The 25,673-nt window shown below is 63.0% G+C and carries 22 protein-coding genes; 8 read left to right on the top strand and 14 right to left on the bottom strand.

What is annotated here, in order from left to right; translation table 11 throughout:
* Positions 1-57: 57 nt before the first annotated feature.
* Positions 58-1,236 carry an ABC transporter substrate-binding protein gene (locus BA011_RS40530; RefSeq protein WP_003549244.1) on the bottom strand — a complete coding sequence of 393 codons (1,179 nt, stop codon included), beginning with the start codon at positions 1,234-1,236 and terminating at the stop codon, positions 58-60.
* Between the two features lie 112 nt (positions 1,237-1,348).
* Positions 1,349-2,101, bottom strand: a complete 753-nt coding sequence (locus tag BA011_RS40525; RefSeq protein ID WP_065284949.1) for a GntR family transcriptional regulator — start codon at positions 2,099-2,101, stop codon at positions 1,349-1,351.
* Between the two features lie 300 nt (positions 2,102-2,401).
* Here BA011_RS40525 and BA011_RS40520 point away from each other — a divergent pair, with 300 nt between their 5' ends.
* Together BA011_RS40520 and ligM are read left to right on the top strand one after the other, a co-directional pair.
* Positions 2,402-3,277, top strand: coding sequence for a methylenetetrahydrofolate reductase (locus BA011_RS40520; RefSeq protein ID WP_065284948.1), 876 nt, complete (start codon positions 2,402-2,404; stop codon positions 3,275-3,277).
* A 52-nt stretch (positions 3,278-3,329) separates the two neighbouring features.
* Positions 3,330-4,733 carry a vanillate/3-O-methylgallate O-demethylase gene (gene ligM, locus BA011_RS40515; RefSeq protein ID WP_065284947.1) on the top strand — a complete coding sequence of 468 codons (1,404 nt, stop codon included), beginning with the start codon at positions 3,330-3,332 and terminating at the stop codon, positions 4,731-4,733.
* 105 nt (positions 4,734-4,838) lie between these two features.
* Here the strand turns inward: ligM and BA011_RS40510 are convergent, their stop codons facing one another.
* The 9 genes from BA011_RS40510 to BA011_RS40470 all read right to left on the bottom strand — a co-directional run bounded on the left by BA011_RS40510 (position 4,839) and on the right by BA011_RS40470 (position 15,067).
* Positions 4,839-5,933, bottom strand: a complete 1,095-nt coding sequence (locus BA011_RS40510; protein ID WP_065284946.1) for a pyridoxal-phosphate-dependent aminotransferase family protein — start codon at positions 5,931-5,933, stop codon at positions 4,839-4,841.
* Positions 5,934-5,944: 11 nt separating this feature from the next.
* Positions 5,945-6,727: an ABC transporter ATP-binding protein gene (locus tag BA011_RS40505; RefSeq protein ID WP_065284945.1), complete on the bottom strand. Its 783-nt coding sequence runs from the start codon at positions 6,725-6,727 to the stop codon at positions 5,945-5,947.
* Positions 6,724-7,518 carry an ABC transporter ATP-binding protein gene (locus BA011_RS40500; RefSeq protein ID WP_065284944.1) on the bottom strand — a complete coding sequence of 265 codons (795 nt, stop codon included), beginning with the start codon at positions 7,516-7,518 and terminating at the stop codon, positions 6,724-6,726. The genes BA011_RS40505 and BA011_RS40500 overlap by 4 nt, the downstream gene beginning before the upstream one ends.
* Positions 7,515-8,348 (bottom strand): ABC transporter permease, encoded by an 834-nt coding sequence (locus BA011_RS40495; RefSeq protein ID WP_065284943.1) that lies wholly within the window; start codon positions 8,346-8,348, stop codon positions 7,515-7,517. Before BA011_RS40495 ends, BA011_RS40500 begins: the two co-directional genes overlap by 4 nt.
* Positions 8,345-9,334 (bottom strand): ABC transporter permease, encoded by a 990-nt coding sequence (locus BA011_RS40490; RefSeq protein ID WP_065284942.1) that lies wholly within the window; start codon positions 9,332-9,334, stop codon positions 8,345-8,347. Before BA011_RS40490 ends, BA011_RS40495 begins: the two co-directional genes overlap by 4 nt.
* 40 nt (positions 9,335-9,374) lie before the next feature.
* Positions 9,375-10,985: an ABC transporter substrate-binding protein gene (locus tag BA011_RS40485; RefSeq protein WP_065284941.1), complete on the bottom strand. Its 1,611-nt coding sequence runs from the start codon at positions 10,983-10,985 to the stop codon at positions 9,375-9,377.
* A 124-nt stretch (positions 10,986-11,109) separates the two neighbouring features.
* On the bottom strand, positions 11,110-12,507 hold the full coding sequence (locus BA011_RS40480; RefSeq protein ID WP_065284940.1) for an LLM class flavin-dependent oxidoreductase: 1,398 nt from the start codon (positions 12,505-12,507) through the stop codon (positions 11,110-11,112).
* Between the two features lie 17 nt (positions 12,508-12,524).
* Entirely contained in the window at positions 12,525-13,586 is a 1,062-nt protein-coding gene (locus tag BA011_RS40475; RefSeq protein WP_065284939.1) for an ABC transporter permease, read from the bottom strand.
* Positions 13,583-15,067, bottom strand: a complete 1,485-nt coding sequence (locus BA011_RS40470; protein WP_065284938.1) for a sugar ABC transporter ATP-binding protein — start codon at positions 15,065-15,067, stop codon at positions 13,583-13,585. Before BA011_RS40470 ends, BA011_RS40475 begins: the two co-directional genes overlap by 4 nt.
* A gap of 235 nt (positions 15,068-15,302) precedes the next feature.
* On the opposite strand from BA011_RS40470, the gene BA011_RS40465 reads away from it, so the two are divergent.
* Together BA011_RS40465 and BA011_RS40460 are read left to right on the top strand one after the other, a co-directional pair.
* The gene (locus BA011_RS40465) at positions 15,303-16,349 is read left to right on the top strand and encodes a substrate-binding domain-containing protein (RefSeq protein ID WP_065284937.1); all 1,047 of its coding nucleotides are present in this window, start codon (positions 15,303-15,305) and stop codon (positions 16,347-16,349) included.
* 78 nt (positions 16,350-16,427) lie between these two features.
* A complete protein-coding gene (locus BA011_RS40460; RefSeq protein ID WP_065284936.1) occupies positions 16,428-17,636 on the top strand; it encodes an acyl-CoA dehydrogenase family protein in 1,209 nt (402 codons plus the stop codon).
* Between the two features lie 79 nt (positions 17,637-17,715).
* On the opposite strand, the gene BA011_RS40455 is transcribed toward BA011_RS40460, so the two are convergent.
* Positions 17,716-18,933 (bottom strand): SfnB family sulfur acquisition oxidoreductase, encoded by a 1,218-nt coding sequence (locus BA011_RS40455; protein ID WP_065284935.1) that lies wholly within the window; start codon positions 18,931-18,933, stop codon positions 17,716-17,718.
* 321 nt (positions 18,934-19,254) lie between these two features.
* Here BA011_RS40455 and BA011_RS40450 point away from each other — a divergent pair, with 321 nt between their 5' ends.
* Positions 19,255-20,589: an LLM class flavin-dependent oxidoreductase gene (locus BA011_RS40450; RefSeq protein WP_065284934.1), complete on the top strand. Its 1,335-nt coding sequence runs from the start codon at positions 19,255-19,257 to the stop codon at positions 20,587-20,589.
* Positions 20,590-20,633: 44 nt separating this feature from the next.
* Here BA011_RS40450 and BA011_RS40445 read toward each other — a convergent pair whose 3' ends face one another.
* Both BA011_RS40445 and BA011_RS40440 read right to left on the bottom strand, forming a co-directional pair.
* On the bottom strand, positions 20,634-20,882 hold the full coding sequence (locus BA011_RS40445; RefSeq protein WP_237352890.1) for a type II toxin-antitoxin system Phd/YefM family antitoxin: 249 nt from the start codon (positions 20,880-20,882) through the stop codon (positions 20,634-20,636).
* 49 nt (positions 20,883-20,931) lie between these two features.
* A complete protein-coding gene (locus BA011_RS40440; protein WP_065285010.1) occupies positions 20,932-21,975 on the bottom strand; it encodes a substrate-binding domain-containing protein in 1,044 nt (347 codons plus the stop codon).
* A 216-nt stretch (positions 21,976-22,191) separates the two neighbouring features.
* Here BA011_RS40440 and BA011_RS40435 point away from each other — a divergent pair, with 216 nt between their 5' ends.
* From BA011_RS40435 to BA011_RS40425, 3 genes are all read left to right on the top strand, one after another.
* Positions 22,192-23,226 (top strand): Gfo/Idh/MocA family protein, encoded by a 1,035-nt coding sequence (locus BA011_RS40435; protein WP_065284932.1) that lies wholly within the window; start codon positions 22,192-22,194, stop codon positions 23,224-23,226.
* A gap of 11 nt (positions 23,227-23,237) precedes the next feature.
* Complete coding sequence (locus BA011_RS40430) at positions 23,238-24,140, top strand: sugar phosphate isomerase/epimerase family protein (protein WP_017957465.1); 903 nt, start codon at positions 23,238-23,240, stop codon at positions 24,138-24,140.
* Positions 24,141-24,202: 62 nt separating this feature from the next.
* Entirely contained in the window at positions 24,203-25,435 is a 1,233-nt protein-coding gene (locus BA011_RS40425; protein WP_065284931.1) for an ABC transporter substrate-binding protein, read from the top strand.
* The last annotated feature ends 238 nt before the right edge of the window (positions 25,436-25,673 follow it).

Genomic DNA, 25,673 nt, shown 5'->3' with positions numbered 1-25,673 from the left:
CCGACTTTCCAGGAGCAAAGCGGCGGAGCTGCCTCCGCCGCATCTTATCACAAAGCCTTACTGGCCGGCCTTGACCGGATCCTTCACGTCCTTGTAGGTCGCGAACTCGACGTTCTGCAGTTCGCCGTTCACGTCCTTGACTTCGCGCATATAGATATTCTGGATGATATCGCGGGTCTGCGGATCAATGGAGATCGGGCCGCGCGGGCTCGTCCAGGCAAGGCCCTTCATCGCCTTGATCAGCGCCGCTCCGTCCGCATCTCCCTTGGTGGCTTCGAGCGCGGCATAGATGGCATGCATGCCGTCATAACCGCCCATCGCCATGAAGTTCGGGCGCATATTGTTGTTGGCGGCCTTGAAGGCCTTGACGAATTCGGCGTTCTCGGGGCTGTCGTGCGCAGCCGCATAGAAATGCGCGGTGATGGTGCCGAGCGCAGGCTTGCCCATGCCGTTCAGGATATCGTCATCGGTAATGTCGCCGGTCCCGATCAGCTTGATGCCGGCTTCGGCAAGGCCGCGGTCGACGAACTGCTTCATGAACAGCGAGCCGACGCCGGATGGCAGGAACACGAAGACCGCATCCGGCTTGGCGTCGCGCACACGCTGCAGGAAGGGCGCGAAATCCGGGTTCTGCAGCGGAATGCGCACGGCCTCGACGACCTCACCGCCCTTTGCCTTGAACTCCTTGGTGAACCAGGTTTCCGCATCGATGCCCGGGCCGTAATCGGTCACGAGGGTTACGACCTTCTTGATATTGTTTTCATGCGCCCAGCGCGCGACCGGCACCGAATATTGCGGCAGGGTGCCGCTGGTGCGGATGAAATATTCCGATGCCTGCGTGATCGACGAGGTGGCGGCGGCCATGACGACGGCAGGCACCTTGGCCTGCGTAATCACGGGCGCGACGGAAAGCGCCAGCGGCGTCAGTCCGAAGCCGGCAAGCGTATTGACCTTGTCGTTGACGATCAGTTCCTGGGCGATACGGCGGGTCTGGTCGGCGGTACCGGCATCGTCGCGCACCACGAGTTCGATCTTCTTGCCGGCGACGGTGTCGCCATGCGCAGCGATATAGGCTTTGGCGCCGGCCTCCACCTGGCGGCCGGTCGATGCGAAGGGGCCGGTCATCGGCAGGATGAGACCTACCTTGAATGTATCTTCGGCATAGGACGGCAGACCAAGGCCGGCCGACATGACAAGCCCCGCAGAGAGGGCGATCAGACTTCTTCTGGCAATCACGGCTTTCTCCTCCTTTTACCGGCGATCTGCGCGATCCGCCGGCCTCCTCTTTCTCCATCGGCATGCTCGTCGGTCAGCCGGGGCCTCCTCGCCCTCGATCGCCGGCCGCGTCTCACGTCGATATCAGCGTCAATCCCGGAACGCGGGTGATCAGACTGCGATCCTCTTCCATGACGAATTCCAGATTGTGCCGCGCAAGGCGCGCATGTTCCCGCGCCAGCGCCTCGGCGCGGGTGCCTTCGCGCATCTCGATCGCCGAAACGATGTCGCGGTGCTGACGCTGCGCATGCACCAGCGACAGGCGGAAGGCGAGCACGTCTTCCTGCTTTTCCAGAAACGCGCTCGGCGAGGCAAAGGGCAGTTGCGTCGCCCGTTCCACCTCACGCCGCATCATCTCGCTTCCGGCAAGGCCAGCGAGCATGGAATGGAATTCCGCATTGAGCTCGACATACTGGGCAAACAGCATGTCCTCCGGCCGATCGCGAAAGCATTTGTCGAGCTCGAGGATCAGACCCTTGATCGCCTTGAGCTTGGCTGGCGTGACACCGCGTTCGGCGGCGAGACGCGCCGCCGTGCCTTCAAGCACACCACGCAGCTCGATGGCGTCGAAAACATCCGCGGTGGTGAAACCGCGCACGGCGTAACCGCCGGAGGGGATCTGCTCGAGCAGGCCTTCCTGTTCGAGACGCGCAAGCGCAGCGCGCAGCGGTGTGCGCGAAATGCCGAGCTTTTCGGCGAGCCAGACTTCCGAAAGGCGTTCGCCCGGCGAGACCCCGCCGCCGAGCACGAGATCACGCACGCCAAGAAGGCCTTTCAAGGCCTGGCTGTCGCGCTTGCGATCCACGGTTCTCTTTTCCGCAACCATCTCCCGTTCCATCCCGAAATTTGCGGTCCGCGGCCTATTCGGGCGCTTGGGCCTTCACGTGTCGCGGACGACATTCCCCATTCCTTTTCAGAAAGAGTACGACGTGTATACCAACGCCTGTCAAGTGATTATTGCATGATCAATGCCATATAATTTCATATATAAACGGTTATGTATAAGGCTAAATTTTGGTATTTTCCCGCGGCATTCGTTATGTCACTTGCTGGCGGCATAATTTTCGGCCTATCATTGTATACAGCATGGACACATAATATTTCCGCATGATGAGGAGAGAGGCTTATGATGATTGCGCCGCAAAGCGAGAGCCGGGAGAAATCGCCGCTTGCCGATCTCCTCTCGCATTATTCCATCGAGGTGACGTCACGTGACCTCCAGTCGCTAGAGAGCATGACGGCGACCCTGCCGCAGGGCTGCGAGGTCTTCATCGCCCATCTTCCGAAGGAAGACATCGGCCTTCTGGTAAGGGCCTCGGCGGGGCTGAGAGATGCCGGTTTCGTGCCGATTCCCCACATCGTCGCCCGCAACATCCGAAACCGCCTGGAACTCGACACCATGCTTGCCCGGCTTTCTGAGGAGGCTGGTGTCCGCCATGCGCTCGTCCTCGGCGGTGATCGGGACGATGCCGCCGGAGCCTTCGGCTCCAGCCTGGACCTGATCGAGACAGGGCTCTTCCAGGCATATGGCATCGACCGGATCGCCATCGCCTGTTACCCGGAAGGGCATCCCCGGATCCCCGGCGCCATCCTCGATGCGGCACTGACGGCAAAGATCGATGCAGCTGCACGTGCGGGGCTCGATGTGTTATTGGTGAGCCAGTTCCTGTTCGATCCGAAACCGCTCCTGAACTTTGCAAGGCGGCTTCGCGAACGGGGCGTGACGGCGCCGCTGAGCGTCGGCATCGCCGGGCCGGCCAGCCGCACAAAGCTTCTCAAATACGCGCTTCGCTGCGGCGTCGGCGCATCCTTGCGGGCGCTGCGCGAAAGAAGCGAGATCGCCCGCAACGTACTTTCGGGCGAAACGCCGGAAGAGTTGCTGATGGAGATTGCCGCAGCACAGGCCACCGAACCGGATCTCGGCATCAGCGGCGTGCATTTCTTCACCTTCGGCGATCCGGCCCAATCCATCCGCTGGGCAGAGCAGCAGGTGGATCGCTGACTGAAAACGGCTGCAAGGCCTCGACAAGCATCTTTTCAATGGGAGGAATATCATGACGAAACAGAGCCTCGAGCAGAAGCTGAATGCCGCCGGCAACACGGTGGATATGCTCCGCAATTCGCAGATCGGCGCCTATATCTATCCTGTCGTACCGCCAGAATTCAGCAACTGGCGCGACGAGCAGCGCGCCTGGCGCGAAACCGCCGTGCTCTTCGACCAGTCGCACCATATGGCCGAACTGATGATCGAGGGGCCGGATGCGCTGAAGCTCATCTCGCATCTCGGCATCAACAGCTTTGCCAATTTCCCGGTCAATCGCGCCAAGCAGTTCGTGCCGGTCAGCCATAGCGGCCACGTCATCGGCGATGTCATTCTTTTCCATCTTGCAGAAAGCCAGTATCTCATCGTCGGCCGCGCACCGACGATCAACTGGGTAGAGTTCCACGGGCAGACCGGCGGTTACGACGTGACGCTCGACCGCGACGATCGGTCACCATCGCGCCCCGGCGGCAAACCGGTCGTGCGCCGGCGGTACCGCTACCAGATCCAGGGACCGAACGCCTGGCAGATTCTCGAAAAGGTCAACGGCGGCCCGCTCGCCGACGTCAAGTTCTTCAATATGGATACGATGAACATCGGCGGGCGCCGCGTGCGCACGCTGCGCCACGGCATGTCAGGTGCGCCCGGCCTCGAGATTTTCGGACCCTATGAAGAAGGTGACGAGATCCGCAACGTCATCCTGGAAGCAGGCGAAGAATTCGGCCTGCGCCAGGTGGGTGCCCGCGCCTATGCGACCAACACGCTGGAATCCGGCTGGATTCCGTCGCCGCTGCCGGCAGTGTACACCGACGAGCGCATGAAACTCTTCCGCGAATGGCTGGGCTCCGACAGCTATGAAGCGACCGGTTCGATCGGCGGCAGCTTCGTCTCCGACAATATCGAGGACTATTACCTGACGCCGTACGAACTCGGCTATGGCCCGTTCGTCAAGTTCGATCACGACTTCATCGGCCGCGCGGCACTCGAAAAGATTGCCGACAAGCCTCATCGCAGGAAGGTGACATTTGCCTGGAACCAGGACGATGTCGCCAAAGTCTTCCAGTCGTTGGTCGACCCCTCCGCCGATAACTACAAGTATATCGACCTGCCGCTGTCGAACTATGCTTCCTCCAACTACGACAAGGTGCTGAAGAACGGCAGGACGATCGGCTTGTCGATGTTCTCAGGCTACAGCCACAACGAACGCACGATGCTCTCGCTCGGTACGGTCGAGCCTGACGTCGAAGTCGGTGACGTGCTGACCCTCGTCTGGGGCGAGCCGGATGGCGGAACTCGGAAGACCACCGTCGAACGTCACCGGCAGCTTGAGATCCGCGTCAAGGTCGCGCCGGTTCCTTATGCGCGCGATGCGCGCGAAGCCTATGCCGACAGCTGGCGCACCCGGCAGACGGCGTAAGCAGGGCGGACCGCATGGTCAGTTCCGCAGCAATCGGGCAGCGACCACACGCCCTGAAGGCGGGTGGTTAGCCGATGCCGCTTTCCCGCTCCTGAGAGCATCCTCTCAGGAGCAGTAGGCTGCGGATATCGCCTCCGAAGCGGCTGCTATGTCCGAGGGATGGCCGGCCTGCCTGAGGGCGGCGCCATACGCCACGACATTCGAGAGCACCGTCTGGAATGCGGCGCGCGGCCCAGTATGGTTCAGCCGCACGAGACGGGCCTGCGCGGTTCCGACGCCTTCGCTCAGCTCGACTCCGAGTTGCCCGGCGGTTGCGATCAGCGCGGCAGGCGCCAGCGCCTCCGGCACCGGCACCGACGTCACCAGGTTCGAAGCCCTTGCTGCAGGTACCCATGTCGGGGCTCCGAGTGCGGCAAGCCCCGCCCGTGTCGCCGATGCCGCAAGCGCGTGGCGAGCGACGACATTCTCCAGGCCTTCAGCCTCGATGCGGTCGAGCGCCACCTCCAGCACGAAAAATTCCAGCGGCGCCGGTGTTCCCGGCAGGCCGCGCCGGCCACCGTCGATCCAGCCCTTCAGATCGGCCAAAGACAAGATCGACGCGCGCGGTGCGCCGTCTCTGAGGATCAGATCCCAGGCGCGGCCGCTGACCGAAATTGCGGACACGCCGGCCGGGCCGCCGAGCGCCTTCTGTGGCCCGATCACCGCGATGTCGATGCCGAGATCGTCGACCTCGAGCTGATGGCCGCCGACCGAAGCGACCGCATCGACGACGGTGACGATGCCGCGAGCCCGGGCAAGCGCCAGTATCTCCGGCAGGGGGTTGAGAATGGCGCTTGCGGATTCGGCATGAACCAGCGCCAGGACATCGATGTGAGGACCAGCATCGAGCGCTTTTGCAACGCATTCGATCTCGATCGGCAGGCCCGGCTCGGCGACGACATCCTCAACCGTCGCGCCACCCCGCCGCAGCCATTGCCCGAACCAGCCGCCAAAGGGGCTGGTGATAATGTTGAGCGCTGAAAGGCCGGGGCGCGCAAGGCTGACCGCCGCCGCCTCCAGCGCCACCACCGCCTCGGCCTGCACCAGCAATATGTCGTTGCGGCTGCGCAAGATACCACCGATCCTGTCGGCAAGGACGGCGTAGCGCTCCGCGGGATAGGAGGGCACGCCATGCAGTGGATTCCAACCAAGATCGGACATGGATACTTCCTTCAGCAAGGATCGGTCACGAGACGGGGGACGGCGGCAACGAGTGCGCGGGCGGCCTCGGATTGCGGCGCGGCAACGACCGCCGCTGCCGGTCCGGTCTCGACGATCCGTCCGCCATCCATAACGGCGATGCGGTGGGATACGGCGCGGACCACGGCAAGATCGTGCGAAATGAACAGACAGGCAATGCCCTGTTCTTTCTGCAGATCGACCAGAAGCTCCAGGATCCTGCCGCGCACGGTCACATCAAGCGCCGAGACCGCTTCATCGAGCACCAGCAGCGAGGGCCGCGTCGCAATCGCCCGCGCGATCGCCACACGCTGCCGCTGACCGCCGGAGAGTGCCCGCACCGGACGGGCGGCATGATCTGCGGTGAGGCCGACACGCTCGAGTAGCATGATGATCTCGCCGGGGCGCCGATCCTTGCCGGCGATGCCGTGGATGCGAAGCGGATCGTCGAGCACTGCACCGACGCTCGCCAGCGGATTGAAGGCGGCGAGCGGATCCTGAAACACCATCTGCATACGCGCCCGCCGGCGCCGCAAAGGCGCACCGTTCAGCGCGAGCCAATCCTCTCCCTCGAAACGGATCGAGCCGGCATCGGCAGCAACAAGCCGCAGCAGGATGCGCGATAGCGTCGATTTTCCACTGCCTGAGGCGCCGACGAGACCGAGCGTTTCCCCGGCCGCGATGGTGAGCGACACATTATCGAGAGCAGCAATCCGGCGTCCCGCAGACGAAAAACCTTTCGACAGGTTTTCGATGGAAAGCAGCCTGTCGTTCATGACGGTACCTCCGCGATCAGCGGCGGCGTCGCGAGATCGCGATGGCTGGCGATGAGGGCGGCGGTATAGTCGCTCTCAGGCGCCGAAAGCACCGAACGGACGGGACCTGCCTCGACCAGCCTCGCATTGCGGAAAACGGCGATTCGATCGACAAAGCCGGAGGCCAGCGCGATGTCGTGGGTGATGAAGAGCAGCGTCATGCCGTCCTCGCGCACCAATCCGTCGAGCAGGCGGACGATCTCGGCCTGGACGACGACATCGAGCGCGCTGGTCGCCTCGTCGGCGATCAGCAGCGCCGGTTTCGCGGCGATGGCCGCGGCAATCGCCACGCGCTGGCGCTGGCCGCCGGAGAGCTGATGCGGAAAGGCCCGCATCGCCTTATCAGGCTGCGGTATCCGTACCCGCTCAAGCAATTCCTCGGCCCTGGCATAGGCCTGTTTCCAGCTGAGGCCGAGATGGCGCCTGGCGCCCTCGGCGATCTGTTCGCCGATCGTCAAAACGGGATTGAGGCTGGAGCCCGGATCCTGAAAGACGAAGCCGAAATCGCGGCCTGGGCGAGGCGGATGGCCAAGGCCGGGCCAAAGTATCTCGCCGCCGACCTTCGTTCCCTCCGGCAGCAGACCGGCAAGCGCGCGGGCAAGCGTGCTCTTGCCGGAACCACTTTCGCCGATGATCGCCAGCCTTTCGCCGGCGACTATATCAAGATCGATATGGTCGAGCGCGGCCGCGCCGTTCCTATCGCGCCCATAAGCGACCGAAAGCTGTCGCACGCTGCAGAAAATGCCGCTCATGCCGCCCTCACGCCATTGTCGCCAAGCGCCTTGCCCAGACCTTCGCTGAAAAGATGGACGCCGAGCACGGTCACGGCGAGTGCCGCACCCGGTATGACCGAGAGATAGGATGCCGAACGCAACACGCTGCGGCCCTCTGCGATCATCGAACCCCAGGTGGCGATATTGGGATTGCCGAGACCCAGGAAGGAAAGCGCTGCCTCGGTAAGGATCGCACCGGCGACGATGGTGGCCGAAAGCGCCAGCACCGGCGGCAACGCGTTCGGCAGGATTTCCCGGAAAGCGATTTCGGCGGGATGCATGCCGATCACCCTTGCCGAGGCGACATAATCCTGCTCGCGGATCGCAAGCACCTGCGCTCTCGTCAACCGCGCCGGATCGGCCCAGGTGCCGAGTGCGATGGCAAGGACGACAATGGGCGTCGACACGCCGATAGTGCTGACGAGTGCGAGAGCGAGCAGGAAAGCCGGTACGATCTGGAAGGCGTCGACCACCCGCATCAGCGCCTCGTCGACGAGCCCGCCGGCAAAACCGGCCGCAAGGCCGACGCAGAGCCCAAGCACCATGGCCGCAAACGCCGCCGCCAGGCCAACGGCAAGCGAGGTCCTGGCACCATAGAGCAGGCCCGCCAACACGTCGCGGCCGAGACGGTCGGTGCCGAGCGGGAAAGCCGGATCGGCGAACGGCGCCAGCAGGGCGCGGCCGGCAATTTTCAGCGGATCGCCCGGCGAAATAACGGGAGCGAGCAGCCCGGCCACAAGCAGGACGAGAAGGATCGCAAATCCGGCCGCCCCTTCCGGCGTGCGCAGCAGTCGCCGCAGCCAGCTCATGCGCCGCCCTCCGATGCGCCGATGCGCGGGTCGAGTGCGGCATAGACGAGATCGACGAGGAAATTGACCGAGATGACCAGGACGGCGCTGGTGACGATGATGCCCATCAACAACGGCGCGTCACGGCCGTTGACCGCCTCCTGCGCCAGCCGCCCGAAGCCCGGGATTGCAAAAATGCTCTCGATCACCACGCTGCCGCCGAGCATGGCCGCCGATTGCAGCCCGAGCATGGTGACGAGCGGCAGCAGCGCGTTGCGCGCGACATGGCGCAGCACGATCCGGCTCTGCGACAGACCCTTGGCCCGGGCGAAGAGCACGAAATCGAGCTTCCAGGCCTCGGCCATGCCGCTGCGCATCACCCGCAGGAACAAGGCGAGATAGATCAGTGCCAATGCGCCGACCGGCAGAACCAGATGATCGGCGATATCGAGCGCGCGCGAAAATCCTGTCTTGCCGGAAGCGATTGTCTCGACGCCGGCGATCGGAAACCAGCGCAGCTTCACCGAAAAGGCGATGCTCAGCACCAGGCCGAGCCAGAAGCTCGGAATGGCATAGACGATCAGCGAGCCGATCGACAGCAGCCGGTCACGCAGACCGCCCGGCCGCGCTCCGGCAAGGATGCCGAGCGCTGAGCCGAGGCCGAAGGATAGCGCCGTCGCGCTGCCCATCAGCAGCAGCGTATTGGGCAGGCGTTCGGCAATGAGCGCACCGACTGGCCGGCCGAAGGCGACCGACCAGCCGAGATCGAAACGTGCGAGTGAGGAAAGATAGAGCCAGAGGCGCGCGAACATCGATTGGTCGAGGCCGTAGCTCTCGCGTAGCGACTGCCTAAGTGCGGCATCGCCGCCGCCGATCGAGCCGAGATAGGCGTCGACAGCATCACCCGAGGCGGATTCAAGCAGGAAAAAGGTGAAGATCACCACGATCAACAGCACCGGAATGCTGCTGATCGCCCTGCGCCTCAGGAGGATGATTGCACGTCTCACGCCGGACAGGGCCTCTGGAAGAGAATTGCCGTCGATCCTATCACGATTGCAGCGCCGTATCGCCCCAGTTCGAGACGGCCCAGCGCGGATTGTCCGCGACGTTGAGCACGCTGTCGCGCGCGACGGTGATGAAACCCCATTCCGCGACGTTGATCAGCGGCAGATCGGCTGCGACGAGCTGCTGGAACTTGCGGTAGAGATCGGTGCGCGCCGCTGTGTCAACGGTCTCGGAGGCCTGCTTGATGATTTTGTCGAGCTCCGGATTGACGTAGCCGCCCTGGTTGGAGAAGGGCACGCCGGCTGGCGTGCCGGACTGGACGAGAATGGTGGTGGAGATCGCCGGATCGCCACGGAAGACCGGCGGACCGACGGCAAGGTCGAAGTCGTGGTCGGTATAAACAGCCTTTTGGTGCGCGGCCGCATCGGCATTGACGATCTCCGCGTTGATGCCGATGACGGCGAGCGCCTGGCGAAGGTAATCGCCGAACTGCCGGGTCTCGTTGAAATAGGGCGCGGGGCGAAGCTTCAGCGTAAAGCGGTTGCCATCCGGTCCTTGCTTGTATCCTGCCTTGTCGAGGATATCGTTGGCGGCCGCAGGGTCGAACGCATAGGTCGCGACATCGGATGTATAGAACTCCGGCGCATTCTTCGGCACCGGGCCGGTCGAGGCGGCGGCATAACCGAGGAAGATCGTGTCGACCACGAATTTCTTGTCGATCGCCTGGGCGATTGCTTGGCGCACCCTGAGGTCGGCCAATTCCTTGCGGCGATGATTGATCTCGACGACGAGCTGATAGGTCAGGGCCTCATAGCCCTTCGAAATCACCTTGATGCCTTCGACCTTGGAGATGCGGCCGAGATCGGCGAGCGGCACCGCCGAGAAGGCGGCAAGCTGGATCTCGTCAGCTTCGAGTGCTGCACCCGCCGACTCGCGATCGGGCAGCACCCGGAAGATGATCTCGTCGAGTTTCGGTTGGTCTTTGTCCCAGTAATTCTCGTTGCGCGTCAGCCGGTAATATTCGCCTGGCTTGTGCTCGGCGAACTTGAACGGACCGGTGCCGATCAGCGTGTTGTTGGCCGGGTTGGTCGCGATGTCGGTGCCGTCGAAAATGTGCTTGGCGACGACGCTGGTGACAACAGGCAGTGCGTTGCGGATCAACTGGAACGGGGTCGGCTTGGAGAAACGGAAGATCGCGGTGTAATCATCGGGCGTATCGACGGCTTCGAGATTGGCGAAGACCAGGCGGCCGAGATTCTGCAGCGGTTTCCAGATGTTGAGCGCGGAGAAGGCGACATCGACCGAGGTGAACGGCTTGCCATCGTGCCAGGTGACGCCGTCGCGCAGCTTGAAGGTGACCGAGAGGCCGTCATCCGAGCCCTCCCAGGAGGTGGCGAGGCGCGGTGAAAGCCCGTCCTTGCCGTCGAACGACGCTTCGGCGAGCGGCTCGATCACCTTGCTTGCGACGAAGAAGACGCCGTTCGAGGCGACGATGGCAGGGTTGAGGTTCTTCGGCTCGGAATCGGCCGCAACGATCAGCCGGCCGCCGCCGGACGCGGTCTGCGCGAGCGCCTGCCGGGCGAGCGCCGTCGAGGCAAGCAGCAGGGCAGTGCCCTTCATCAGCGTGCGCCGCGAGATAGATGATACGGTCATGACCCCTCCTGATCGCCGAAAATTCGAATGCCCATATTCAGGGTGAAATGCCGATTATCATAGAAATTAAATTCGAATGGCCAGACTGGGCGAGACACTTTTTTGTCACCCAGCCATTATTTCCTCAACCGCTGGCGGCTTGGCGCCTGGGCTCGGCGAAAAGATTGCGATAGGCCGCCCCCGGATGCGGCGCGATGAGCCGCGGCCCCGCTCCCCCGAGTTTTTCCCGCAGCGTTCCCTTGGCGTAGTCGGTCTTGTAGACGCCGCGCTTTTGCAGTTCCGGCACCAGCAGGTCGACGGCATCCTCGAAACTCTCGGGCGTCACGGCATAGGCAAGGTTGAAGCCGTCGACATCGGTATCCTCGATCCATTCCTGCATCAGATCGGCGACCGTTTGCGGCGAGCCGACGAAAACCGGGCCGAAACCGCCGATGCCGACCCACTCGGCCATTTCACGCACCGTCCATTCCTTGGTGGGATCGATGGTCGTGAAGGTCTCGACGGCCGATTGCACCGCATTGGTATGGCGGTGCCGCAGCGCCTCGTCCGGCCCGAACTGGCCGAAATCGATGCCGGTCCAGCCGGAGATCAGCGTCAGCGCTCCTTCGAAGGAGGCGTATTTGCGGTATTCGTTGAACTTCCGCTGCGCCTCCGCGTCGGTCTCGCCGAGGATCACGGTCTGCAGATTGAAGGCAAGGATTTCGCGCGGGTTGCGGCCGACGCGTTCGGCCGCCTCGCGAACATTGGCGACGTAGCGCTTCAGCACGGCCTTCGATGGCGACGCGACGAAGATGCACTCGGCATGGGCGCCGGCGAAATCCTTGCCGCGGCTGGAAGCGCCGGCCTGGTAGAGCACCGGCGTGCGCTGCGGCGAGGGTTCGCTCAAGTGAATGCCGGGCACGTTGAAATGCTTGCCGGAATGGCGGATCGGATGGACTTTTTCCGGATGGGTGAAGATGCCGGTTTCCCGGTCGCGGACGACCGCGCCGTCCTCCCAGCTTCCCTCCCAGAGCTTGTAGCAGACCTCGAGATATTCCTCGGCGAGGTCGTATCGGTCATCATGCTTCGTCTGCGCCGGCTGGCCGATATTGAGCGCGCCGCTGTTCAGGTAGGAGGTGACGATATTCCAGCCGACACGCCCTTTGGTCAGATGGTCGAGTGTCGATATGCGGCGGGCGAAGGTGTAGGGATGCTCGAAGGAAAGCGACGCCGTCAGGCCGAAGCCGAGGTGCTCGGTCTCATAGGACATGGTCGGGATCAGTTGCAGCGGATCGTTGACCGGCACCTGCGCCGAATGGCGCAGTGCGGCATCGACATTGCCGTTCAGCACATCGTAGACGCCGAGCACGTCGGCGATGAACAGCCCGTCGAACCTGCCGCGCTCCAGCGTCTTTGCCAGATGCACCCAGTAGTCGAGATCCTTGTAGGTCCAGGACTTGTCGCGCGGATGGCGCCAGAGCCCCGGCGACTGGTGTCCGACGCAATTCATATCGAAGGCGTTCAGCCTGATTTCGCGAGTCATGTTTTTCTTCCTTGGAATTAGGGATTGCTGCGGCCGAGGCCGTAGGTCAGCGCTAAGGCTCCGACGAGCACGGCGCCCTTGACGAAATCCTGGGTGTAATAAGGGGCGTTCAGCATGGTGAGACCATTGAGCAGCACGCCGACGAAGACGGCGCCGGCAATGGTGCCGAGCACGTTCGGACGCCGCAGATTGAAGACGGCAAAGCCGATCAGCGCGGCGGCGACCGAATCCATCAGCAGCGAACCGCCGGAGGAAATGTCGCCACGCCCGACGCGAGCGGCGATGACGACGCCACCGAGCGATGCCAGCGTGCCCGATAGGACATAGGCGAGCGTCTTCAGCCGCACCGTCGAGGCGCCGGCAAGCCGGGTCGCGACCTCGTTGCCGCCGGTCGCAAACAGTAGCCGGCCGATGCGGGTGCGTTCGGTGAGAATGAAGAGTGCGATGGCGACCGCTGCCATCAGCACCACCGAAACGGGCAGGGTGCCGAGGATGCTGTAGCGGCCGATCAGCAAAAAGGCCGGATCGTAGGCGCCGGTCGCCTTCGAGCCGTCGGGCAGGGTGAGGCCGGCCGAAATCGACCGGCCAGCGGTCGGGATCAGCTGCAGGCCGGAAAGCAGGAACATCATCGCCAGCGTCGCCAAGAGATCCGGCACCTTCAGGCGCACGATGAGGAAGGCGTTGACGAGACCGACCAAGGCACCGAAGGCGAGCACCAGCGGCACCGTCGCATAGGCATCAAGGCCCCAGACGATCATCGCATAGCTGGCCGCCATCACGCTCGATGCGGCGACCGCGCCGATCGACAGATCGAAACCGCCGACGGCCAGTGTGACGGTGACGCCGGCGCCGAGAATGGCGACGACGGACACCGCCTGCAGGATGCTCATCAGATTGGCGATATTGATGAAGGCGGGTTGGGCAATGGTGAAGCCGACGATGAGCAGCGCCAGCAGGATGAACACCGCGCCCGCCCGCAGGAACGCCCCGAGGGCTGCGAGACGGCCGTTATCGGCTTGCGGCGATGCCTTCGGCCGGACGCTTGCCTGCGGAAGAGTGTCGTCATCGATCGTCGTCATGCGGATATTCCCTGAATGGCGGAAGGAGTGGCAATTCCGCCTGCAGCGGGCTTCAACACGTGGCGGTCGATGACGAGGATGCGGTCGGCCACCTCATAGGCCTCCTCCGGGTCGGAGGTCGCAATCAGCGTCGCCCGGTCGGTGCGGGCGCGGATTGCCCGGATGATGTCGTGCCGGGCGCCGACGTCGACACCTTGGAAGGGTTCGTCGAGCAGCAGCAGCCAGCTCGGTTCCGCTTCCCACCGGGCAATCACCGCCTTCTGCTGGTTGCCTCCGGACAGCGACCAGACCGAGGCGAGCGGACCCGCGGCCTTGATGCCGAGACGGGCGATTGCCTGTTCGGCTTCGCGTCGCTCGCGGCCGCCGACAAGGAAACCGCGCGGATACCATTTGCCAAGATGCGGCAGGCTGATGGTCGCCGACAGCGAATGGCCCGGCCATGCCGGCGGCATCAGCGAGGAGCGATGACGATCTTCGGCCGCCATCGCCACACCTGCGGCGATCGCTTCAGCGGGGTTGTTCGGCCGATAGGGCCGGCCCCCGAGGAACATCGCGCCGCCGGCAAGCGCCGTCACCCCGAAGATCGCCGACAGCAGCCGGCTCTTGCCGGCGCCGAGCACCCCGGTCACCGCCACCACCTCACCCTCATGCAATGACAGATCGAAGGAGGCGGCCCCAGAGAGCAGTCTGATATCGCGCATCTCGAAAATCACTGGCCCGGTCGCAGGCCGCGCATCCGGCCGAGCCGCATCCAGTCTGCGGCCGATCATCGTCTCGATGGCCCTCGAAAAATCGATCGGCCGCGCGAAGGTGCCGACGACGCGGCCGCCGCGCATGACAAGCGCGCGGTCGGCGATGGCTTCGAGATCGGCGGTACGGTGCGAGATATAGAGGATCGCCAGTCCGCGCTTGCGAAGCCTCAGCAGAATATCGAAGAGGCGGCGGCTTTCCTCTCCGGAAAGGCTTGCCGTCGGCTCGTCGAGGATGAGGAGATCGGCGCGGTTGGCAAGCGCCCGGGCGATCGCCACCAGTTGCCGATCGGCGCTGGCGAGGTCACCGAAATCACGGTCCAGCGGCAGGGTGAAGCCCGCGGCATCGAGCATGGACTGCGCGGCGCGGCGGATGCCGGCGCGCGAGACGAAGAAGGGTGTGCTGCGATCGGCAAACCGGTTGAGCAGCAGGGCATCGGCAACGGTCAGGCCGGCCGCGCCGACGAGATCCGTCGACTGATGCACCGTGACGACACCGGCCCTTGCTGCTTCAGCCGGGCTACGCGGCGCGAAGGCGCGGCCATCGAGACTGACCATGCCGCCATCGGCCGGAAGCACGCCGGAAAGGATCTTGACCAGCGTCGATTTGCCCGCGCCGTTTGCGCCCATCAGCGCCACGATCTCGCCGCGTTCCATAGAAAAATCAGCGCCGGCAAGCGCCCGCGTCGACCCAAAACTGCGGGTGATATTTTCAATGTGAAGAAGCGGCATCGATAAAGGTCCGGGACTGCAATCGAAGCCGGAGTGTGCCCTGTCCGGGCGGTCGAACTCCAGGCACGGCTTTCCCCGGCGAACTGCCCTCGGGAAACAAAGAATCTCCCACAGCCCGTAAAATCGGATCATTTACTCTACTAAAAACATAGAGATTATATCTAATAATCCGACGCGTCGCGAGGGCTGCCAGACCTGTCAGACGACGCTCCCGATTGCTAAAAGGAACGCGACGATGAAATCCCTCGCACGGCTCGCACTGTCTGCCGCCGTCATTCCGTTCATTTTCATTCAAGGCGCAAAAGCCGACGGTCTGTCCGGCGCTCCTGCCCCTTTCGACAAGGGCGGCGTCAAAGTAGCGCTGATCAGCTACATCTCGGCCGGCGATTTCTTCCAGGCCTACCAGGCAGGGGCTGAAGCCCAGGCCAAGGCGCTGGATATCGACCTGCGCATTTTCCCCGGCCGGCAGGATGCCGCCGAGCAGCGCGAACAGATCCTGCAGGCGATCAATCTCGGCGTCTCCGGCATCGTCATCGATCATGGCCTGCCGGAATCGCTCGGCGACGTCGCGCAACAGGCGCTCGACAAGGGCATCAAGGTCGTGGCCTTCGACGTCAACCTCAACAATCCCAAGATTCCGCAGGTGGAGCAGAGCGATCACGAACTCGCGTCACTGGCGCTCGAACAGGTGGTGAAGGACAACGGCAACAGCTTCAACGCCGGTTATGTCTATGTCGCCGGCTTTGCGCCGCTCGACCGCCGCAACGAAGTCTGGGATAAGTTCAAGTCGGACAATAAAGGCGTGGTCGAAAAGGCCCGTTTCGGCAATGTCAGCGACACGACGGCGACTTCGACTGCCGATCAGGCGAAGGCCGTGCTAACCGCCAATCCCGATATATCGGTCGTCTTCGCCCCCTATGACGAATTCGCCCGCGGCGTGAAGCTCGCCGCCAATGATCTCGGCATAGCAAGCAAGCTCAAGATCTATTCGGCCGACGTCTCGACGGCCGATATCCAGGAAATCACCGAGGAGGGCAGCCCGTGGGTCGCGACCGTCGCGACCAATCCCGCCGTCGTCGGCGCCGTCTCCATTCGCGCCGCAGCACTCGAAATCGCCGGGCAGACGGTTCCCCACCAAATCACCGTGAAGCCGACGCTTCTGACGCAGGAAAGCCTGCGTGCAGCCGGCGTCAAGACGATCGAGGAACTGGCCGAAAAGATCCCGGCCTTCAGCACGAGCGATGCGGCAACAGCCAGCTGGATCCCGGACAAGCTGTTCTGAGAGCTCGCGCTTCGATCCTTCCGGCGGAAGCGTGCGGCTCCCGCCGGATCATCTTTTTGGAGAATTGGAGTTCCGCCCATGAGCCAATCCAATGTCATCTTCGCGGCCAGCCGAAATCCGACGCGCGAAGACCTCTTTGCCCGTGCCGAGGAGATCTCTGCCGACCTGTCGCGGCGCGGCGCAGACCTCGACCGCGAAGGCCGTCCGCCGCTCGCTGAGATCGTCAAATTGAAGAATGCCGGGCTGCTCAATGCGCTGCATCCCACGCAAATCGGTGGCGGTGGCCTCGATTGGGTCGACGGGCTTAGGCTGGTGCGCATTCTCGCCCGTGGCGAGAGCTCGATCGGCCAGCTGCTCGGCTACCACTACGTCAACAGCCAGTACATCTATTGGGCCCTCGATGCGGCGCGCGCTCATGCGCTGGGCAGCGATACGGTCGCCAGGAACCTCTATTGGGGGGCGGCCGTCAATCCGCGCGATCCCGGGCTGGTGCTCACCCGTCGCGGCAACGGCTATGTGCTGAACGGACGCAAGTCCTTTTCCACGGCGGCTCGGGTGTCCGACTATATCAATGCCAATGCGACGCTCGACGACAAGATAGCCGGTTTCGCCGTGCCGACCAATCGTCAAGGTTACGTCGCCAATGACGACTGGGACAATATCGGCCAGCGCCTGTCGGACAGCGGTAGCGTCGAATTTCATGATTTCCCCGTTTACGAGGAGGATTTCGTTGGCGCGCCGGCTGCACCCGACGTGGCGCCGCCAGTATTGTCGACCTTCAATACGCCGTTCATCCAGCTGGTCTTCGTCAATTTTTATCTCGGCACAGCGGAAGGCGCGCTGCAGGCAGCCGTCGATTACGTCCGCGACACGACCCGGCCGTGGATCACCTCCGGTGTCGAGCGGGCGGCGGATGATCCCTATATCCTCGAACGCGTCGGCGAATTCACCGCCGCGCTGAAGGCTTCGACGGCCCTTGCCGACAACGCCGCAGCTGCCGTGCAGGCGGGTCTTGCCCGCGGCCGCGACGTCACCGCGCGTGAGCGCGGCGAGGCGGCGGCGGAAGCCTATGCCGCCAAGGTCCACGCCACCCATGTCTCGCTCGACATCACCTCGCGCGTCTTCGAGCTGACGGGCGCGCGCTCGACGGCCGACAAGTACCGTTTCGACCGGTTCTGGCGCAATGTCCGCACCCACACGCTGCACGATCCTGTCTTCTACAAGGCGAAGGAAGTCGGCGAATTCGTGCTGAACGACAAGATACCGGAGGTCAGCCTCTATAGCTGAGGCGGCCACCTTTCATCGAAAGCAAAAACCCCATTGCCGGCGCCGGCAATGGGGTTTTCATCTGGAAGAGCGGGAAATTTCAGAGCGCGCCGTTCTTCGGCGGCGCTACGCCGTTCAAATGGTAGTTGCCGACGACGTGATATTTCCAACGCACGGGATCGTGGAGCGTATGGGTGCGGGCATTGCGCCAGTGGCGGTCGAGATTGAGGCCTGTTTGCACCGACGAGGTTCCGGCAAGCTCGAAAAGCGTGTTCGAGGCCTCGAGCGCCACTTCGGTCGTCAGCACCTTCGCCGCAGCGACGGCCAGCGTGGCCGCGATCACCTTTTCCTCCGTCGTCTCGACCTGCGCGGCATCGACCTTGTGGCCGGCGCGCTCCACCAGAGCCGTTGCGGCTTCCAGCCGGATGGCGATCTGGCCAACCTTGGCGATCGTCAGCGGATCGTCTGAGGCACGCTCAAGGCCGCTATCCATCCAGGGGCGCGATTTCGTCCTGACGAACTCCAGCGTTTCGGCAAAGGCCGCCCGTGCGATACCGAGATCGATGCCAGCATGGATGATCTGGCCGACGGAGCCTATCGTCGTCGGCCGCTCGAAGCCCTTGTGGTGGAAGACCACGGAATCGGCGCTGACATAGACATTGGCGAGGATGGTCGTGCCGCTGCCGGTGGTGCGCTGGCCAAAACCGTCCCAGTCGTCGACGATCTCGACGCCTTCGGTGCCCTTCGGCACGAAGGCCATGGTCAACCGATCCTCCGGATCGAGCGCGAAGATGGTGATCCAGTCGGCGAAGAGGACGCCGGTCGAATAGAATTTGCGGCCGTTGATCCGGTAACCCGGACCGTCGCGGGTGATGCGCGTATTGTAGTGGCCGACCGTCTTGGTGCCGCGCTCGGAAAGCGCATTGCCGAAACGATCGCCGGCCAGCACGCGGCCGAAGAAATAGCGCTGCTGCTCCTCCCCACCGTCGGTTCTGAGCGCCTCGAGAATATAGAAATGGTTCTGCGGGATCTGGCCGATCGAGCCGTCCGCCTCCGACAGGATCGCGGTGATCTCGGCAAGCACGGCGTTGGAGACGTCGAGGCCGCCATATTGCGCCGGCACGGTGATCGCCAGAAGTCCGGACTGTGCGAGAAGATCCAGTTCGCTAAACGGCAGGATCCGGTCGGCGTCGCGCTCGGCTGCGCGTGCGGCAAATTGGGCCGCCAGTCTGCGGGCGGTGGCGATCGCCTCATCATCGCTGCCGATACGGTCGGCCACGGGCCGGATCTGGTCTGCTTGCCTCAGCACGGTGTTCATCGATGTCTCCAATTCTGACGAGCCTATCGGTGGAAGAAATCGAACGCCGAGATAAGAGTACAAATTCTATAGATGTGATAGAAAATAAAAAGTGTTTGCTTATCAGGCTCCGACCGCCGCGATTAGTGTCGCGGGCCGGCACTCGTGCGACGCGGTCGCCTGGGAAGCGACAAAATTCCTGCCCAGAACTGGCGCTCCGGTCTCGTTTTGACTGCGGCGACCTCCTACGTAACCGATGTCAGATGCGTCGCCGCAGCGATTGCAGAGAGAACGCCCAATGCGGGGCAGGCGGCCGCCTTGCCCGATCCATGAGGAAAAATCATGACCCCACGGCAGTTGCGCCTCGGCGCCTTCATGCGTCCCGTCAGCCTGCATACCGGCGCCTGGCGCTATCCCGGTTCCTATCCCGACGCCAACTTCAATTTCGCCTATCTGAAGTCCTTCGCGCAGGCGTTGGAGCGGGCGAAATTCGACGCCTTCTTCATGGCCGATCACCTTGCCGTGCTCAACATGCCGGTCGAGGCGCTCAGGCGCAGCCACACCGTGACCTCCTTCGAGCCCTTCACGCTGCTGTCGGCGCTGGCGGCGGTGACGGATCGTATCGGCCTCGTCGCGACCGCGTCCACCACATTCGACGAGCCCTATCACATCGCCCGTCGTTTCGCCTCGCTCGACCATATCAGCGGCGGCCGCGCCGGCTGGAACATCGTCACAACGTCCAACCCCGACGCCGCCCTCAATTTCGGCCTTGACGAACATGTGGAGCATGGCGAGCGTTATCATCGCGCCCGGGAATTCTATGATGTCGTGACCGGGCTCTGGGACAGCTTCGCCGACGATGCCTTCATCCGCGACCGGGAAAGCGGCCTGTTCTTCGATCCGGAAAAGATGCATGTGCTCGGCCACAAGGGCGAGGAACTGAGCGTGCGCGGGCCGCTCAATATCGCCCGGCCGCCGCAGGGCTGGCCTGTCATCGTCCAGGCCGGCCAGTCGGACCCTGGCCGCCAGCTTGCCGCTGAGACCGCCGAGATGGTCTTCTGTTCGCCGCGCGATCTTGCCGCGGGCAGGGCGCTTTATGCCGATATCAAGGGTCGCATGGAAGCCATCGGCCGCAACCGCGACCATCTGAAGATCCTGCCCGCCGCCTTCGTCATCGTCGGCGACAGCATCGACGAGGCACGCGCCAAACGCGCCACACTCGACAGTCTGGTGCATTACGACAGCGCCATCGCCTCGCTTTCGATTGCGCTCGGCCATGACGCTTCGGGCTTCGATCCCGACGCGCCGCTGCCGGCCGATATTCCCGACACCAATGCCAGCAAGACCGGCCGCGCCCAGGTGCTGAAGCTTGCGGCCGAGGAAAATCTGACGGTCCGCCAATTGGCGCAGCGTTATGGCGGTTATGCAGGCCTCGCCTTCGTCGGCACGCCGGCCGGCATCGCCGACGAGATGGAGCGCTGGCTTGACGAGGAGGGTTCGGACGGCTTCAACATCGTCTTCCCCTATCTGCCGCAGGGTCTCACCGACGTCACCGAACGGCTGGTTCCCGAGCTGCAGCGCCGCGGCCTGTTCCGCAGCGAATACCAGGGCACGACGCTACGCGAACATCTCGGATTGCCGCGGCCGGAGAACCGGTTTTTCGCCGCCAGTGCGTAAGACGCTACGGGCAATCCCCGCGCGGCAATACGACGGCGTAATCGTCAGAATTCGACGGTCCTGTTGTCAAAGCCCAGCCGCGCGGGTGCGAATTCCCTTTCATCAGCGGAGGGATCGCGCAATGCCTCAAACAGCGTCTTCGGCGTCCAGTTCACCTGAAATTCAGCATAGCTGACAAGCACATAGGCCGCTTCGCCGCGATCAGTGATCACCAGCGGCCGCTCGCTCGCTTCCTTCTTCGCCTTGCTCGGATTCCGGTTGAAGGCTGCGCCGGTCATGAAGGACATTTTCATCAAAACCATCCACTCTACATCAAGAGGGAATATACCCAACCTGCCGGTCTCAGACCATGGCCCCCACATCGAATGCATCGCTTTCGCCCGGCATCAGTTCGAGGGGCCAGATGATGTTGCGCTCGCCTCCCGGATAGAAATCTCGATAGGCCGGCATGGTGGCGAGAAGCATCCGGCCGAGCGCGACACCGAGATCGTAGAGCGAGATGCGGAAGCAGCTCAGCGACGGCTGCAGGAACCGTGCGCGCGGAGCGTCGCGGAAGCCGATCACCGCAAGGTCGCGGCCGGGCATGACGCCCGATTCCGTCAGGCGGCGGTAAAGGCCGATCGCCATCAGCTCGTAGATCAGGATCACCGCCGTCGGCCGCTCTTCGTGCAGCAGCAGCTCATGGGCCGCCTGATAGCCGCCCTGTTCGCTCGACCTGACGCGGATGACGAGTGACGGGTCGAAGGCAATGTCGTGCCGCTCGAGCGCCCGGCGATAGCTTTCGACAAAGAGATAGCCGAGGTTGGCCTCGCTCGACGGCGCGGTGATCGCGATCCGGCGGTGGCCCAGCGCGATCAGCCGCTCGACGGCATGGTCGGCCACGCCCTCGAAATCGAGATCGATCCAGGGGAAATTGCTGGCCGAAAGGCTGCGGCCGAGCGCGACGAAGGGGATCTTCGCCCGCGATAGAAAGTCGATGCGTCGGTCGACGCGCTGCGTGTCCGAGATGATCATCGCATCGACGATGCGCCGCGCCACCATCCGCTTCAGATATTCGTGCGGGTCCTCGTCGCTCGGACAGGGCAACATGATGAGGTCTAGCTTGTGGCGGGAAAAGACGCTCTGCAGGCCGCTGGTGACGCCGAGGAAGAAGTTGTCGGCGTTCTCGACCGTCTCCTTGCTGGATTCGATCATCAACCCGATGACCTTCGTCTCCCCCTGCCTCAGGCTCCGCCCAGACTGGTTGGCGACATAGCCGAGTTCCTCGGCCGCCGCCAACACCCGCCGGCGGGTTTCCTGATTGACATCAGGCTTGCCATTCAGCGCGCGGGAGACCGTGCCGATCGAGATATTCAAGTGTTCGGCAAGCTGGCGAATCCCTTTCATCGCTGACGATTTTCCCCGGAGCATGATGCCGAAAAGTGTGCGCGGTTTTCGGACGACATCATGCTCCATTTCTTTAGTTCAGATCCGTCCGGATCTGGGGGCCGTAATTTCCCATTTGGCGTCTATTGACACCGCAAAATGTTTTCGCCTACAGTCGTAAACGTTTACGGAGTGCGTGTCACGAGGAGAGTTGACACCGTTCCCCTGGAGGAAGTCGTGAAATTCAATGCCATTCTGTGCGGGTGCGGAGCTATGTCCAAAGGTTGGTTGCGCGCCATCGCTTCCAACCCTCTGCTGGCCGACTCCATCATCATCGTCGGCCTAGTCGACCTGAACCGGGAGACGGCGGAAAAGCTGGCCGCGGAGTTCGGCCTTGAAGGCGCCGTCATCGGTTCGGACTTGTCCGACGTCATCGCGGCCACAAAGGCCGACCTGGTCTTCGACATCGTCATTCCAGCCGCGCGCTACGACGTCGTTTCCACCGCACTCAAGGCCGGCTGCCATGTGCTCAGCGAAAAGCCGATGGCGGCCTCGCTTGCCGAGGGCGCCGCGCTGATCGATCTTGCCGCCGAGACCGGCCGCATCCACGCCGTCATCCAGAACCGCCGCTTCATATCAGGCGTCAGGCGCCTTCGCCGCTTCGTCGAAAGCGGCGCGATCGGCGAACTCACCGGCATCCATTGCGACTTCTTCCTGGCCCCGCATTTCGGCGGCTTCCGCGAAGAGATGGACAACGTCCTGCTTCTCGACATGGCGATCCACACTTTCGATGCGGCCCGCTACGTCGCCGACAGGAAGCCGCTTGCCGTCTATTGCGTCGAGCGCAATCCGAAGGGTTCGTGGTACCGGCACGGCGCCTCGGCCAATGCCATCTTCGAATTTTCCGACGACATCGTCTTCACCTATCGCGGCTCCTGGTGCGCCGAGGGCGAGCGCACCAGCTGGGAAAGCCAGTGGCGCCTCGTCGGCTCGAAGGGAATGCTCACCTGGAATGGGGAAGAGAGTTTCAAGGCGACCATCGCCGGTGAAGAGCCCGGCCTTTTGCGTGGGCACGCTGCCGTAAACGTTCCCGGTCCGGAGCATGACGAGGAGACCCATGGTCACGCCAGCGTCATCGCCGACTTCATCGCGGCGATCGGCACCGGCAAACGGCCCGAGACGGTCAATTCCGACAATATCCGAAGCCTTGCCATGGTCTTCGGCGCGATCGAAAGCGCCAAGACGGGCAGGCGCGTCGAAATTTCAGCATAGGATGACGTGACGTGAGCAACCCTGCAAAATCCATTCGTATCGGCACCATGGTCAGCGGCAACAAGGGCGATGCCGCAACCCGCATCGGCGAGATCGCCGGCATGGGCTTCGAAAGCTTCGAACCCTTCTTCTGGCAGACGACCAAGGGCCAGGACCTTGCCGAACTCGGCAAGCGCTGCCTCGATGCGATCGGCGACCGCGACATCACCATCTCGACGCTCGGCATGTTCGGCAATCCGCTGGAAGAGACCGCGATCGACCTCGAGACGCTGCAGGGCTGGAAGGACTGCATCGACAATGCCCATCACTTCGGCGCCACCTGCGTTGCCGGCTTCACCGGCCGCATCCGCGGCAAGCCGCTGACCGACAGCCTGCCTCGCTACAAGCAGATCTGGAGCGAGCTTGCCAAGCGCGCCGCCGACAAGGGCATCAAGATCGCCTTCGAGAATTGCGCCATGGACGGCAACTGGGCGACCGGCGACTGGAATATCGCCCATAATCCCGACGCCTGGGAACTGATGTTCAACGAGACGCCTGACGATAATATCGGGCTGGAGTGGGAGCCGTGCCATCAGATGGTCTATCTGATCGACCCTTTGCCGCAGATCCGCAAATGGGCGCACAAGTTCTTCCACGTCCACGGCAAGGACGCGACCATCCGCTGGGAGGTCATCAAGGAACACGGCATCTTCGGCAAGGAGAAGTTCGTCTTCATGCGCACGCCGGGCTTCGGCGACAGCAACTGGACCGACATCATTTCCGAGCTGCGCCTTGCCGGCTGGTCGGGCTCCATCGATATCGAAGGCTGGCACGACCCGGTCTATCGCGACGCGCTTGAAATGACCGGCCAGGTCTATGCGCTCAACCACCTCAAGCATGCCCGGGGCGGCGAATTCGTCGTCGATCCGGTCTGATGATATCGTGGCCGGCAAAGAGGAATTGCCGGAAACGGGGATAACCACAAAGGAGGAGAACCATGGCTATCCGCAAATATGCAATTCTGGGCGCTCTGGCGCTTGCAGGCATCTCGCTCACCGGCCTTTCGGCCAGGGCCGAAGACGTCACGCTGACGCTCTGGTCGCTGGACAGGGACATCCAGCCGGCGCCGAACCTCGTCAAGGAGTTCAACGCCCAGAACAACGGCATCAAGATCGAATACCGGCTGATCCAGTTCGACGACGTCGTCACCGAGGCCATGCGCGCCTATGCAACCGGCCAGGCGCCCGACATCATCGCCGTCGACAATCCGGAGCATGCGCTGTTCTCGTCGCGCGGCGCCTTCCTCGACCTCACCGACATGATCTCCAAGTCGACGGTCATCAAGCCGGCAAACTATTTCCCCGGACCGCTGAAATCCGTGGAGTGGGACGGCAAGTATTTTGGCGTGCCGAAGGCGACGAACACGATCGCGCTCTACTACAACAAGGACATGTTCAAGGCGAAGGGCCTCGATCCGAACAAGCCACCGCAGACCTGGGACGAGCTCGTCGAAGATGCGCGCAAGCTGACCGACCCCGCCAAGAACGTCTACGGTCTCGCCTTCTCGGCCAAGGCCAATGAAGAAGGCACCTTCCAGTTCCTTCCCTGGGCTCAGATGGGTGGCGGCAGTTATGAAAATATCAATGCCGAGGGCGCGGTGAAGGCGCTTGAGGTCTGGAAGACGATCATGGACGAGAAGCTTGCTTCCCCCGACACGCTGACGCGCGGCCAGTGGGATTCGACCGGCACCTTCAACTCAGGCAATGCGGCAATGGCGATCTCGGGTCCCTGGGAGCTCGACCGCATGAGCCAGGAAGCGAAGTTCGACTGGGGCGTCACATTGCTTCCGGTTCCGAAGGAAGGCGCTGAACGCTCGTCGGCCATGGGTGACTTCAACTGGGCGATCTTCTCCACCAGCAAACATCCGGTCGAAGCCTTCAAGGCGCTCGAATATTTCGCCTCGCATGACGACAAGATGTTCAAGAATTTCGGCCAGCTTCCGGCTCGCTCCGACATTTCGATCCCGGAAACCGGTCAGCCGCTGAAGGATGCCGCCCTCAAGGTCTTCCTCGAACAGCTGAAATACGCCAAGCCGCGCGGCCCGCATCCGCAATGGCCGAAGATCTCCAAGGCGATCCAGGACGCTATTCAGGCAGCACTCACCGGCCAGATGAGCCCGAAAGACGCGCTCGACCAGGCAGCCGACAAGATCAAGGCTGTATTAGGCTAGTTGGCGTCGAGCCAGCCTCTTGCTCCTCTTCTCCCCAGCGGGGAGAAGATGCCCAAAGGGCAGATGAGGGGTGAGGAGCGACAGCGATGAATGTTCTGAACGCAAGTGAAGAACAGCAGACGCCGAGTTCGCTGCCCCTCATCCGGCTGCCGCCACCTTCTCCCCGCTGGGGAGAAGGGGATCCACCGATGGCTCAACAGCCATCCAACCATTTCCTCCCGGCGGGGGCCGTCTTCCG

It is taken from the genome of Rhizobium leguminosarum (assembly GCF_001679785.1).
Classification (GTDB): Bacteria; Pseudomonadota; Alphaproteobacteria; order Rhizobiales; family Rhizobiaceae; genus Rhizobium; species Rhizobium leguminosarum_R.
Note: the sequence above shows the minus strand (reverse complement) of the source record. Positions and strands in the feature narration are given on the sequence as shown.

Excerpts from the sequence above, each read along its gene's own strand:
- BA011_RS40455 (WP_065284935.1), bottom strand. The coding sequence starts at position 18,933 with ATGAACACCGTGCTGAGGCAAGCAGACCAGATCCGGCCCGTGGCCGAC.
- BA011_RS40475 (WP_065284939.1), bottom strand. The coding sequence starts at position 13,586 with ATGACGACGATCGATGACGACACTCTTCCGCAGGCAAGCGTCCGGCCG.
- BA011_RS40520 (WP_065284948.1), top strand. The coding sequence starts at position 2,402 with ATGATGATTGCGCCGCAAAGCGAGAGCCGGGAGAAATCGCCGCTTGCC.
- BA011_RS40525 (WP_065284949.1), bottom strand. The coding sequence starts at position 2,101 with ATGGTTGCGGAAAAGAGAACCGTGGATCGCAAGCGCGACAGCCAGGCC.
- BA011_RS40485 (WP_065284941.1), bottom strand. The coding sequence starts at position 10,985 with ATGACCGTATCATCTATCTCGCGGCGCACGCTGATGAAGGGCACTGCC.
- BA011_RS40460 (WP_065284936.1), top strand. The coding sequence starts at position 16,428 with ATGAGCCAATCCAATGTCATCTTCGCGGCCAGCCGAAATCCGACGCGC.
- BA011_RS40440 (WP_065285010.1), bottom strand. The coding sequence starts at position 21,975 with ATGAAAGGGATTCGCCAGCTTGCCGAACACTTGAATATCTCGATCGGC.
- BA011_RS40510 (WP_065284946.1), bottom strand. The coding sequence starts at position 5,933 with ATGTCCGATCTTGGTTGGAATCCACTGCATGGCGTGCCCTCCTATCCC.
- BA011_RS40450 (WP_065284934.1), top strand. The coding sequence starts at position 19,255 with ATGACCCCACGGCAGTTGCGCCTCGGCGCCTTCATGCGTCCCGTCAGC.
- BA011_RS40495 (WP_065284943.1), bottom strand. The coding sequence starts at position 8,348 with ATGAGCTGGCTGCGGCGACTGCTGCGCACGCCGGAAGGGGCGGCCGGA.
- BA011_RS40465 (WP_065284937.1), top strand. The coding sequence starts at position 15,303 with ATGAAATCCCTCGCACGGCTCGCACTGTCTGCCGCCGTCATTCCGTTC.
- BA011_RS40500 (WP_065284944.1), bottom strand. The coding sequence starts at position 7,518 with ATGAGCGGCATTTTCTGCAGCGTGCGACAGCTTTCGGTCGCTTATGGG.
- ligM (WP_065284947.1), top strand. The coding sequence starts at position 3,330 with ATGACGAAACAGAGCCTCGAGCAGAAGCTGAATGCCGCCGGCAACACG.
- BA011_RS40480 (WP_065284940.1), bottom strand. The coding sequence starts at position 12,507 with ATGACTCGCGAAATCAGGCTGAACGCCTTCGATATGAATTGCGTCGGA.
- BA011_RS40445 (WP_237352890.1), bottom strand. The coding sequence starts at position 20,882 with ATGAAAATGTCCTTCATGACCGGCGCAGCCTTCAACCGGAATCCGAGC.
- BA011_RS40505 (WP_065284945.1), bottom strand. The coding sequence starts at position 6,727 with ATGAACGACAGGCTGCTTTCCATCGAAAACCTGTCGAAAGGTTTTTCG.
- BA011_RS40470 (WP_065284938.1), bottom strand. The coding sequence starts at position 15,067 with ATGCCGCTTCTTCACATTGAAAATATCACCCGCAGTTTTGGGTCGACG.
- BA011_RS40425 (WP_065284931.1), top strand. The coding sequence starts at position 24,203 with ATGGCTATCCGCAAATATGCAATTCTGGGCGCTCTGGCGCTTGCAGGC.